The sequence below is a fragment of the Pseudomonas sp. CF161 genome, assembly GCF_000416215.1.
In the GTDB taxonomy this organism is placed as follows: Bacteria; Pseudomonadota; Gammaproteobacteria; order Pseudomonadales; family Pseudomonadaceae; genus Aquipseudomonas.
Window position 1 is genome coordinate 170,849 of sequence record NZ_ATLP01000033.1, and the last position, 11,551, is coordinate 182,399.

The following is an 11,551-nucleotide window of genomic DNA, read 5'->3' on the forward strand; positions in this document are numbered from 1 at the left end:
ATGATCACTCATTGAAACTTTGATCAGTCATTTTTCAAGCATTCACCCCTCAACTGTCAAGCGAGATTTACCAGGCTCGCGGGATAACGCCCTACACAGGGCGGTAAAAAGCCTCACTCACCACCCAGACATATTTAAAGCGAAAGGGATTGACTGATCAGAATTTCATTTGTTACACATATGATCAGCGCAAAACATGGTTATGCGATCCAATAAGAATTCACAGCACGAGGACACGCCGATGGCCACGCCATTACTGCTCCAGGCTGAACATGTCGCCAAGGCCTACGCCGGGATCCCTGCCCTGCGTGACGGTCGCCTCTCCCTGCGTGCCGGCAGCGTGCATGCCCTGTGCGGCGGCAATGGCGCCGGCAAGTCCACGTTCCTCGGCATTCTGATGGGCATCACCCAGCGTGATGCCGGCAGCATCCTGCTCAACGGCCAGCCGGTGCAGTTCGACCGCCCGAGCGCCGCCCTGGCCGCCGGGGTGGCGATGATCACCCAGGAGCTGGAACCGATCCCCTACATGACCGTCGCCGAAAACATCTGGCTCGGTCGCGAACCGCGTCGCGCCGGCTGCATCGTCGACAGCAAGGAACTCAACCGGCGCACCCGCGAGTTGCTGGCCAGCCTGGAATTCGAGGTCGACGCCAACAGCCCCATGCACCGCTTGAGCGTGGCGCAGATCCAGCTGGTGGAAATTGCCAAGGCCTTCAGCCATGACTGCCAGGTGATGATCATGGACGAGCCGACCTCGGCCATTGGCGAGCGCGAGGCCGAGACCCTGTTCAAGGCCATTCGCCGCCTCACCGCGCGGGGCGCCGGCATCATCTATGTGTCGCACCGCCTCAGCGAACTGGCGCAGATCGCCGACGACTACAGCATCTTTCGCGACGGCGCCTTTGTTGAAAGCGGGCGCATGGCCGACATCGACCGCGCGCACCTGGTGCGCGGCATCGTCGGCCAGGAATTGACCCGTATCGATCACAAGGTCGGGCGTCAGTGCGCCGCGCAAAACTGCCTCGATGTCCAGGGCCTGAGCCGCCACGGCGAGTTCCAGGACATCAGCCTGCAACTGCGCCAGGGGGAAATTCTCGGCATCTACGGGCTGATGGGTTCGGGGCGCAGCGAATTCCTCAACTGCGTCTATGGCCTGACCGAACCCCATGCCGGCAGCGTTACCCTGCAAGGCCAGCCGCTGCCGGTGGGCGTGCCGGCAGCGACCATCCGCGCCGGCATGTCGCTGGTCACCGAAGACCGCAAGGACAGCGGGCTGGTACTCAGCAGCAGCATCCTCTCCAACATCGCCCTCAGCGCCTACCGCCAGCTGTCGAGCTGGTCGCTGATCAGCGCGCGCAAAGAACTGCAACTGGCGCAGGGCATGGTCCAGCGCCTGCAAATCAAGACCAGCTCCCTGGACCTGCCGGTGGAATCCATGAGCGGCGGCAACCAGCAAAAGGTGGTGCTCGCCAAGTGCCTGTCGACCACGCCGATCTGCCTGCTGTGCGATGAGCCAACCCGAGGTATCGACGAGGGCGCCAAGCAAGAGATCTACCACCTGCTGGACGAGTTCGTGCGCGGCGGTGGCGCGGCCATCGTGGTGTCGTCAGAGGCCCCTGAACTGCTGCATCTGAGTGATCGCATCGCGGTATTCAAGGGCGGCCGGCTGGTCACCATCAGCACCGACACCGCCCTTTCCCAGGAAGCCTTGTTGAGTCTCGCCTCATGAACGCCAAGACCCTTGCCACCCCGCCCCTGCCCGCCTCCACCCAGCCCGCGCCACGCCGCCGGCTGCGCCTGGCCCTGGACCGCTTCGGCCTGCCGCTGGTGTTTATCCTGCTGTGCCTGGTCATGGCGTTTGCCAGCGAATACTTCATGACCTGGCGCAACTGGATGGACATCCTGCGCCAGACGTCGATCAACGGGATCCTCGCCGTAGGCATGACTTACGTGATCCTGACCAAGGGCATTGACCTCTCGGTGGGTTCGATCCTGGCATTTGCGGGCCTGTGCAGCGCGCTGGTGGCGACCCAGGGCTACGGCCTGCTGGCGGCGGTCAGCGCCGGGATGTTCGCCGGGGCCATGCTCGGCGTGGTCAACGGCTTCATGGTGGCCAACCTGTCGATCCCACCCTTTGTCGCAACCCTTGGCATGCTCAGCATTGCCCGCGGCATGACCTTTATCCTCAATGACGGCAGCCCGGTCACCGACCTGCCGGAAAACTACCTGGCCCTGGGCATCGGCAAGATCGGCCCAGTCGGGGTGCCGGTGGTGATCTTCGCCGTGGTCGCACTGATGTTCTGGATGGTCCTGCGCTACACCACCTACGGGCGCTACGTGTATGCCGTGGGCGGCAACGAAAAAAGCGCCCGCACCTCCGGGATCGGCGTGCGCAAGGTGATGTTCTCGGTGTACGTGGTCTCCGGGCTGCTGGCGGGGCTGGCCGGCGTGGTGCTCTCGGCACGCACCACCTCCGCCCTGCCCCAGGCCGGCACCTCCTATGAACTGGACGCCATCGCCGCCGTGGTGATCGGCGGCACCAGCCTCTCCGGTGGCACCGGCAGCATTGTCGGCACCCTGTTCGGCGCCCTGTTGATCGGCGTGATCAACAACGGCCTGAACCTGCTCGGGGTGTCCTCCTATTACCAGCAGGTCGCCAAGGGCTTGATCATCGTGTTTGCGGTGCTCATCGATGTCTGGCGCAAGAAAAAACGCTAACCCCGTTCATTGCACGGCACGACCCCAACAATAAGGAGTTCCCCATGAAGCGTTCACCGAAGAAGCTCGGCACATCCCTGGCCACGCTGGCGGCTGTCTCCCTGCTCTGCAGCAGCGTGGCCCTCGCTGCAGAAAAAACCTACAAGATCGGCGCGGCGGTGTACGGGCTCAAGGGCCAGTTCATGCAGAACTGGGTCCGTGAGCTCAAACAGCACCCGGCGGTCAAGGACGGCACGGTGCAGATCACGGTGTTCGACGGCAACTATGACGCCCTGACCCAGAACAACCAGATCGAGACCATGGTCACCCAGCACTATGACGCGATCATCTTCGTACCGATCGACACCAAGGCCGGGGTCGGCGCCGTGGCCCGGGCCATGGAAAACGACATCCCGGTGATCGCCTCCAACACCAAGGTCGCCAGCGCCAACGTGCCCTATGTCGGCAACGACGATGTCGAGGGCGGGCGCCTGCAAGCCCAGGCCATGGTCGACAAGCTCAAGGGCAAGGGCAATGTGGTGATCATCCAGGGGCCGATTGGCCAGTCGGCGCAGATTGACCGGGAAAAAGGCGAGATGGAGATCCTCAAGAAGAATCCGGGGATCAAGGTCATCGAAATGAAGACCGCCAACTGGTCCCGCGCCGAGGCCTTGTCGCTGACCGAAGACTGGCTCAACGCCCACCCCAACGGCGGCATCTCCGGGATCATCGCCCAGAACGATGACATGGCCCTGGGCGCCTTGCAGGCGGTGAAGTCTCGCGGCCTGTCGCCGAGCGACGTCCCCGTGACTTCCATCGACGGCATGCCGGATGCGATCCAGGCGGCGAAAAAAGGTGAAGTCACCACTTTCCTCCAGGATGCCCAGGCTCAGTCCCAGGGTGCGTTGGATGTGGCCCTGCGAACCCTGGCCGGCAAGGACTACAAGCCGCAATCGGTGATCTGGGAACGTTATGCCAAGGACCTGAAATGGGGTGATGGCAGCGACAAGCTGTACATCCTGCCGTGGGTGCCGGTGACCAACGGCAATGCCGACGCGCTGTACCAGCAGGTAGCGGGCAGCAAATAGGTCGGACCTGCTGCGCCAGCACTCCGGGGCCTGGAACCTGCGCTCTGCCAGCGCAATCATCCACCACTGGCTTGCACCCTCCCCGTGGCGAGCGAGCTTGCTCGCGCCGGGCAGCACAGCCGCCCCCAACACCTGGCGCAGTTGATTGGTCGGTTTTACAGCCCATCGTTTTATAAAGGAGTCATGACATGCCCGGATTCTGGGATCAGGCCTTCGACCTGAACGGCCGCTGCGCGGTCATCACGGGTGGCGCCGCCGGGATCGGCCTGGCGTGCGCCAACCTGCTGGTGGAGCGCGGGGCCAAGGTGGCCCTGCTCGACCGCGACCCGGCGGTGGCCGATATCGCCGCCAGCCTCGGCGACGGGCACCTGGGGCTGGCCATCGACCTGCGCCAGCTGGACCAAGTACGAGACGCCGTGGACCTGATGGCCGCGCACTACGGGCGCCTGGATTTCCTGGTCAACAGCGCCGGGGTCGCCCTGCTGGACAAGGCCATGGAGGTCAGCGAAAGCGCCTGGGACACCACCCTGGACATCAACCTCAAGGCCAGTTTCTTCGTGGCCCAGGCCTGTGCCCGGCACATGATCGAGCAAGGCCACGGACGCATCGTCAACCTCGCTTCCCAGGCTGCGGTCATCGGCCTCGACCGCCACGTGGCGTACTGCGCGAGCAAGGCGGCGGTGGTGGGCATGACCAAGGTCCTGGCCATGGAGTGGGCGCCCCACGGCATCAACGTCAACGCTATTTCACCGACCATCGTCGAAACGGCACTGGGCAAGAAAGCCTGGGCCGGCGAGCTGGGTGAACGGGCCAAATTGCAGATCCCGGTCGGGCGCTTCGCCCAGCCCGAGGAAATCGCCGGGCTGGTGCTGTACCTGCTCAGCGACGCGGCCAAGATGATCACCGGGGAAAACGTGGTGATCGATGGCGGCTACAGCATTCAGTAAATACGCGCTTTTCAGATCATTTCGATGAGGTCCGCTGCCATGTCCATGCTGCTCGAAACCCCGACACACGAACGCCTGTCGCCCACGATTCCGGCAACCATGCAGGCCGTGGTCTGTTATGGCCCGGAGGACTACCGCCTGGAGCAGGTGCCGGTGCCAATCCCGGGGCCCGAGGAGATCCTGACCAAGGTCGAGCTCTGCGGGATCTGCATGGGCGACATCAAGACCTATCGCGGTGCGCCCTCGTTCTGGGGCGACGCCGAGCAACCCCGCTACGTCAAGCCACCGATGATCCCCGGCCATGAGTTCGTGTGCCGGGTGGTGGCCCTGGGGCCGGGGGCGGAGAAGCGTGGGGTCAAGGTGGGCGACCGGGTGATTTCGGAACAGATCGTGCCGTGCTGGGGCTGTCGTTTCTGCAATCACGGCCAGTACTGGATGTGCCAGAAGCACGACTTGTATGGCTTCCAGAACAACGTCCAAGGGGCCATGGCGCAGTACATGATCTTCACCAAGGAAGGCATCGTGCACAAAGTGCCGGACAGCATCGCGCCGGATGAAGCGATCCTGATCGAGCCGCTGGCCTGCTCGCTGCACGCCGCTGATCGCGCCGACGTGGGTTTCGACGACATCGTGGTCGTCGCCGGGGCCGGCACCCTGGGCCTGGGCATCATCGGCGCGGTGCGCATGCGCAACCCCAAGCGCCTGATCGTCCTCGACATGAAGCCCGAACGCACCGCGCTGGCCCTGCGCATGGGCGCCGACGAAGTGTGGAACCCGGCCGAAGTCGACGTGCTGGCGAAGATTCGCGAAATCACCGAGGGCTACGGCTGCGACATCTACATCGAAGCCACCGGCCATCACAAAGCGGTCAACCAGGGCCTGGCGATGCTGCGCAAACTGGGGCGGTTCGTCGAGTTCAGCGTGTTCAACGACGAAGCCACGGTGGATTGGTCGATCATCGGCGACCGCAAGGAACTGGACGTGCTCGGCTCGCACCTGGGCCCCTACATGTACCCACGGGCCATCGACTTTATCGGCAACCGCAAGATCGACATGCGCGACGTGGTGACCCACACCTTCGCCCTGGCCGACTTCAAGGAAGCCTTCGCCGTCATGGAGCGCGGCGACCGCTCACTGAAAGTGGTGCTCAAACCCTGACCACCAAAAACCCGCAGCCACCGTAGCCGCCTCGGAAGTGGCTACAGCGATATTCTGGCGCCTTCGGACGCGGGCCCTTATCGGCAACCTGCACCATGGTCTCTGGCCAATATCAACAACAAGAACACAGGAAACCCCGTCATGAATCGAGTGATCAACGACCCGGACCAGGTGGTCGAGGACATGCTGCAAGGCATCCTGCTGGCGCACCCGGAACTGGCTCAGTTCGAGACCAACCCGCGGGTGATCTGCAAACGCGACGCCTCGCCGGCGGGCCAGGTGGGCATCGTTACCGGCGGCGGCTCGGGGCATGAGCCGGCGTTTCTCGGCTACGTCGGCCCCGGCCTGGTGGACGCGGTGGCGGTGGGCGAAATCTTTTCTTCGCCCACCGCCAAAAGCTTCTTCGACGCCTTTCGCGCCGCCGACCAGGGCGCGGGCATCGCCTGCCTGTACGGCAACTACGCCGGCGACAATATGAACGTGAAACTGGCGATGAAGATGGCCGCCAGCAAAGACCTGCAGGTGCGCACCGTGGTCGCCAACGACGACGTGGCCTCGGCGCCCCAGGCCGAGATCGCCAAGCGCCGGGGCGTGGCCGGCGAGATCTTCATGTGGAAGGTCGGCGGCGCGGCGGCGGCCAAGGGCTATGACCTGGACGGCGTGATTCGGGTCGCGCAGAACGCCGTCGACCGCTGCCGTTCCATCGGCGTCGGGCTTACCCCCTGCACCATTCCGGCGGTGGGCAAGCCCAACTTCCAGATCGCCCCCGGGCAAATGGAACTGGGCATCGGCCACCACGGCGAACCGGGGATTGAAGTCATCCCCGTCGAGTCCGCTGCGGCCATGGCCGAACGCATGTTGGCGCCGATCCTCGCCGACCGCGATTTCAGCAGCGACGACAGCGTGGTGGTGCTGGTTTCCGGCCTCGGCGCAACGCCGGTGATGGAGCTGTATATTTTCTACGCTGAAGTTGAACGGCAGATCCGCGCCAAGGGGCTCAAGGTGCATCGCTGTTACGTCGGCAACTATTTCACCTCACTGGAAATGATGGGCGTGACCCTGACCCTGCTGGGCCTGGACGCCGAACTCAAGACCCTGATCGACCAACCTTGCCGCTCCATCGGCATGACCCAGACGGAGTGAACCATGAGCCAGTATTTTCCCAGCAGTGACGGCAGCGCCATCGTGGCCGACCTGGTGAGCGTAATAGTCGCCAACCGTGAATACCTGAGCGAAGTCGACGGCGCCATCGGCGACGGCGACCACGGCATCAATATGGCCAAGGGTTTTGCCCACTGTGGCCGAGCCCTGGAAGGGCGTGAACTGGACCTGGCCGGGGCCCTCGACGAACTGACCCTGAGCCTGATGGAAGGCATAGGCGGCTCCATGGGCCCGCTCTACGGCAGCCTGTTTATCGGCATGGCCAATGAGGTGCGCGACCAACAGCAGATCGACACCGCGACCTTCGCCCGCCTGCTGCGCGGTGGCCTGACCTCGCTGCAAGACATCACCGAGGCCGGGGTCGGCGACAAGTGCTTGATGGACACCCTGATCCCTGCGGTGCAGGCGTTCGAACAGGCACACGCAGCGGGGGCTTCATTCGATGAAGCACTGGCGCACATGAAAAGCGCGGCGTCCCAGGGCCGGGACTCAACCCGCGACCTGGTGGCCCGTATCGGCCGCGCCAGCCGCCTGGGCGAACGCTCACTCGGCGTGCTGGATGCCGGCGCCGTGTCCTGTTGCCTGATCCTGACCCGCCTCGCCGACTCCATCAGCCCCCGACTCCTGTAGCCGCTGGCGCAGGCCAGCACTGCCGCCGTGGCATACCTGACAGAACACGGCGATCTCCAGGGCCAGCGCAGCCTGGCGGCAGCGGCTACAGAGCTGTGCATCTGACGGAAGGCGGCGACTTCAGGGGGCAACAGCCACGCCATTCAGCGCTATCAGGGCACTCTTCGATACTCGCGCTTGATCTGTTCGAGGTAGCGCACCACGGCCGGGGCCTGTTCGAAGCGGCGGTGGATCAGGGACAGGCGCGAGGAGGCGTCGCCGCCCTTGATCGGCCGGTACAGGACGTTGGGCAGGCTGATATGGCCGATCACCGATTCAGGCACCACGGCCACGCCCTGGCCCAGAGACACCAGGGCCAGCACGGCCACCAGGCCGCCGGGCTGGGGTCCCAGGGTCGGGGCGTAACCGCCCTGGGCCGCCACTTGCAGGGTGCCGCTGATCTGTTCGGGAAGGATAAAGGTCTCGCCGCGCAGGTGTTCCGGGCTGATGTCCCCCAGGCGGGCCAGCCAGGACTGCGCTGGCAATGCCAGCACAAACCCTTCGGCGTCCAGGGCGATGGCTTCCAGCCCCTCGGGCAGGGTCATGGGGGAGCGGATATAACCGATATCGAAGCGCCCATCGGCCACCAGTCCCGGCAGCGCGGCCATGGGCTTTTCGCGCACGCTGAGGCTGACGTCCGGGTATTGCCGGCAAAAAGCCTGCACCTGTTTTTGCAGCAGGCCCGAATACACCGCCGAGGCCACGTAGCCCAGTTCGATATGGCCGATTTCCCCGCGCCCGGCGCGCTGGGCGTTGCGTTGGGCAAACTCGAACTGGCGCACCGTGGCCTCGGCTTCCATCACCAACGCGGCACCGGCCTCGGTCAAGCTGACCTCGCGCTGCTGGCGCAGGAACAGGCGCGTGCCCAGGGCTTGCTCCATGTCCTGGATCTGCCGACTCAAGGTCGGCGGGGCAATGCCCAACTGTTCGGCGGCGCGGGTGAAATTGCGCTGCCGGGCCACGGCCAGAAAGTAGCGAAAATGACGAATTTCCATAAAGGCGTTAGCTCAAAGGTAATGAAGTCCCGCGTTGCACCTAACAAGGCACCTGAAGCGTCGCGATAAGCTGGCTCGACCTCCACCCTAGAGAGCCTATGCCATGCGCGTCAAACCCCTGTTTCTGGCGATGATCACTTGCTGCAGCCTGCAGCTCGCTTCTGCTGGCGCTGCCGACACCGGTATTGCCCGCAAGGCAATCCTTGATCTGAAGAGCGCTCAACAGCTGCTTCAGGCCGCCCAGCAGACCGCCGACGCCAAGGGCTGGCCGTGCGCGGTAGTGATCGTCGACGACGGCGGCTGGCCGATCCTCAGTGCGCGCATGGACGGCGCTCCGGTGGTCGCCGGGATCGAGCTGGCCCAGGGCAAGGCGCGCACCTCGGCGCTGTTCAAGCGGCCCTCGGGTGATCTGGAAAACGCCATCAATGGCGGGCGCCAGGCGGCGATCACCGCCGGTTTGCTGATGATGAAAGGCGCGCAGCCCATCATCGTCGACGGCCAGGTGATCGGCGCCATCGGGGTCAGTGCCGACACCCCGGCCCATGACGATGAAATCGCCCTCGCCGCCCTGGCGGCCCTGCCCCAGCGGAGGCAGCCATGAGTCAACCCAACCCACGCTGGACCCTGCTCACCGCGTCCGGGGTGTGCTCGCTGATCGTGCTCGACACCAATATCGTCGCCGTGACCCTGCCGAGCATCGCCCGCGACCTGGGGGCCAACTTCGTCGATATCGAATGGGTGGTCAGCGCCTACATGCTGGCCTTCGCCGCCTTGCTGCTGCCCGCCGGCAGCCTCGCCGACCGCTTCGGACGCAAGAAAACCCTGCTCTGCGGCCTGGTGATTTTCATCCTCGCCTCCCTCGGCTGCGGCGCCGCCCCCACGGCGTTGTGGCTGGATATCGCCCGGGCGATCAAGGGCGTGGGCGCCGCCTTGCTCCTGACCTCGGCCCTGGCCTCCATCGGCCATACCTTTCACGACGATGTGCAGCGGGCCAAGGCCTGGGCGTTCTGGGGCGCCTGCATGGGCGTGGCGATGACCGCCGCACCAACCCTCGGCGGGCTGATTACCCAGTACATCGGCTGGCGCTGGATCTTCTACCTCAACCTGCCGGTGGGCCTGGTGCTGATGGCCATGGTCCTGCGCCATGTACCCGAGTCCCGCGACACCCAGGCCGCGCGCCTCGACCCCTGGGGCAGCCTGGCCTTCAGCGCCAGCCTGCTGTGCCTGATCTGGGGTTTGATCGAAGCCAACCGCATCGGCTGGAGCAACCCGCTGACCTATGCCCGCCTGCTGGGCGGCGCGGCCTTGCTCGGGCTGTTTGTGCTGATCGAAAAAGCCCAGCGCCGGCCCATGGTGGATTTGCAGTTGCTGCGCCACCCACGGCTGATCGGTGCCCTGCTGGGGATGTTCGCCTACGCCGGTTGCGCCCAGGTGATGATGACCCTGCTGCCGTTCTACTTGCAGAACGGCCTGCAGTTTTCCGCCATCGCCTCGGGCCTGGGCATGCTGCCCTTTGCCCTGACCATGCTGATTTGCCCGCGCATCGGCGCGCGCCTGGCCGGGCGTTATGCCCCGGCCACCCTGATGGCCGCCGGCCTGACCCTGGTTGGGGTCGGCAACCTGCTCAGTGCCTGGGCAGTGCACGCCGGTGGTTACCTGAGCTTTGCCCTGGCGATTGCCGTCACCGGTGCCGGCGCCGGGCTGCTCAATGGCGACACCCAGAAAAACATCATGGCCTGCGTGCCTCGGGAGCGGACCGGGATGGCCTCGGGCATGAGCACCACCATGCGTTTCAGCGCCATCATGCTGGCCATCGGCGTGTTCGGGGCGTTGCTGGCCAGCCAGACCCAGCACCTGTTGCAGGTCGATCTGGGCCAGCAAGCGCCGCAATGGCTGAATCAGGCACCGGATATCGCCTCGCGGGTGGTCGCCGGGGATATGCAAGGCGCCCTGGCCAGCCTGCCGCACAGCGCCCGGGCCGTGGTCGAGCCCCTGGCCGTGCAGGCCTTTGTCGGCGGTTTCGGCCGGGTGCTGACGGTGGCCGGGATCCTCGCCCTGCTGGGGGCGCTGATGGTCGGTCGGCTGATGCGCAACCCCTTGCCCCAGGCCCAGGGTCTGAGCCTGAAGCTGGAATAGAAGCCCCGTTCTGCAACCGCCCCAGGCGCGCGCCCGAGCCCGGGGGCGGTTGCACTTTCATAACATTCATTCCTTTGCCTGGCGCCAGCCGCCAGGGCTAAGGTGCGGCCTCCTGAAACTCCCACTCCCCACTGGCAGCCGAGGTGCAGATGCCCCCTTCAAGCGTGATCGTGGTCGGGGCCGGCATTGTCGGCGCCTCCATCGCCTACCACCTGGCACGCCAGGGCGCACAGGTCACTGTGCTTGAGCAGTCGCTGGCGGCGAGCGGCGTTACCCGCCATTCATTTGCCTGGATCAACACCGCCGATGAAGCGCCCAGGGCGATCCAGGCCCTGCGCGCCCAAGCCCTGGCGGACTATCGGCGCCTCGAACACGAGTTGCCGGAGCTGCGCATCGATTGGTCGGGAGCGCTGTGCTACACCGACGCGGCCCTGGCCGCGAACGGTGCCAGCACCAACCCTTCGCTGCAGTGGCTCGACCAGGCCCAGGTCGCGCAGCTTGAACCCAACCTGATCACGCCGCCGCAGCGCGCCCGCTACGCCTCCGCGGAGGGCTGCCTGGATCCGGTGGCCGCCACCCACATCCTGCTGGACGGGGCACGGGCCCACGGCGCTCAAGTGCTGGAACAGACCCCGGTGCTGAGCCTGCGGCGCGACGGCAACCGGGTGATCGGCGTCGACACCGCCAACGGCGCCTGTCA

11 protein-coding genes are annotated in these 11,551 nt (G+C 65.2%); 10 read left to right on the plus strand and 1 reads right to left on the minus strand.

Annotation, left to right across the window (positions count from 1 at the left end):
- The first annotated feature begins 241 nt into the window (after positions 1 to 241).
- The 7 genes from CF161_RS03605 to dhaL all read left to right on the plus strand — a co-directional run bounded on the left by CF161_RS03605 (position 242) and on the right by dhaL (position 7,681).
- The gene (locus CF161_RS03605; protein WP_020295201.1) at positions 242 to 1,729 is read left to right on the plus strand and encodes a sugar ABC transporter ATP-binding protein; all 1,488 of its coding nucleotides are present in this window, start codon (positions 242 to 244) and stop codon (positions 1,727 to 1,729) included.
- On the plus strand, positions 1,726 to 2,718 hold the full coding sequence (locus tag CF161_RS03610) for an ABC transporter permease (protein WP_020295202.1): 993 nt from the start codon (positions 1,726 to 1,728) through the stop codon (positions 2,716 to 2,718). The genes CF161_RS03605 and CF161_RS03610 overlap by 4 nt, the downstream gene beginning before the upstream one ends.
- A 44-nt stretch (positions 2,719 to 2,762) precedes the next feature.
- Entirely contained in the window at positions 2,763 to 3,785 is a 1,023-nt protein-coding gene (locus tag CF161_RS03615) for a substrate-binding domain-containing protein (RefSeq protein WP_020295203.1), read from the plus strand.
- Positions 3,786 to 3,973: 188 nt separating this feature from the next.
- Complete coding sequence (locus tag CF161_RS03620) at positions 3,974 to 4,732, plus strand: SDR family oxidoreductase (protein WP_020295204.1); 759 nt, start codon at positions 3,974 to 3,976, stop codon at positions 4,730 to 4,732.
- A gap of 45 nt (positions 4,733 to 4,777) precedes the next feature.
- Positions 4,778 to 5,890 (plus strand): alcohol dehydrogenase catalytic domain-containing protein, encoded by a 1,113-nt coding sequence (locus tag CF161_RS03625; protein ID WP_371106505.1) that lies wholly within the window; start codon positions 4,778 to 4,780, stop codon positions 5,888 to 5,890.
- 141 nt (positions 5,891 to 6,031) lie between these two features.
- Entirely contained in the window at positions 6,032 to 7,033 is a 1,002-nt protein-coding gene (locus CF161_RS03630; protein ID WP_020295206.1) for a dihydroxyacetone kinase subunit DhaK, read from the plus strand.
- 3 nt (positions 7,034 to 7,036) lie between these two features.
- Complete coding sequence (dhaL, locus tag CF161_RS03635; protein ID WP_020295207.1) at positions 7,037 to 7,681, plus strand: dihydroxyacetone kinase subunit DhaL; 645 nt, start codon at positions 7,037 to 7,039, stop codon at positions 7,679 to 7,681.
- A 152-nt stretch (positions 7,682 to 7,833) separates the two neighbouring features.
- Here dhaL and CF161_RS03640 read toward each other — a convergent pair whose 3' ends face one another.
- Positions 7,834 to 8,715 carry a LysR family transcriptional regulator gene (locus CF161_RS03640; RefSeq protein WP_020295208.1) on the minus strand — a complete coding sequence of 294 codons (882 nt, stop codon included), beginning with the start codon at positions 8,713 to 8,715 and terminating at the stop codon, positions 7,834 to 7,836.
- A 103-nt stretch (positions 8,716 to 8,818) separates the two neighbouring features.
- On the opposite strand from CF161_RS03640, the gene CF161_RS03645 reads away from it, so the two are divergent.
- The 3 genes from CF161_RS03645 to CF161_RS03655 form a co-directional block, all read left to right on the plus strand.
- Positions 8,819 to 9,316, plus strand: coding sequence for a heme-binding protein (locus CF161_RS03645; RefSeq protein WP_020295209.1), 498 nt, complete (start codon positions 8,819 to 8,821; stop codon positions 9,314 to 9,316).
- Positions 9,313 to 10,851, plus strand: a complete 1,539-nt coding sequence (locus CF161_RS03650; RefSeq protein WP_020295210.1) for an MFS transporter — start codon at positions 9,313 to 9,315, stop codon at positions 10,849 to 10,851. The genes CF161_RS03645 and CF161_RS03650 overlap by 4 nt, the downstream gene beginning before the upstream one ends.
- A 149-nt stretch (positions 10,852 to 11,000) precedes the next feature.
- Positions 11,001 to 11,551: FAD-binding oxidoreductase (locus CF161_RS03655; protein ID WP_020295211.1), on the plus strand; the 551-nt coding region annotated here is incomplete at its 3' end.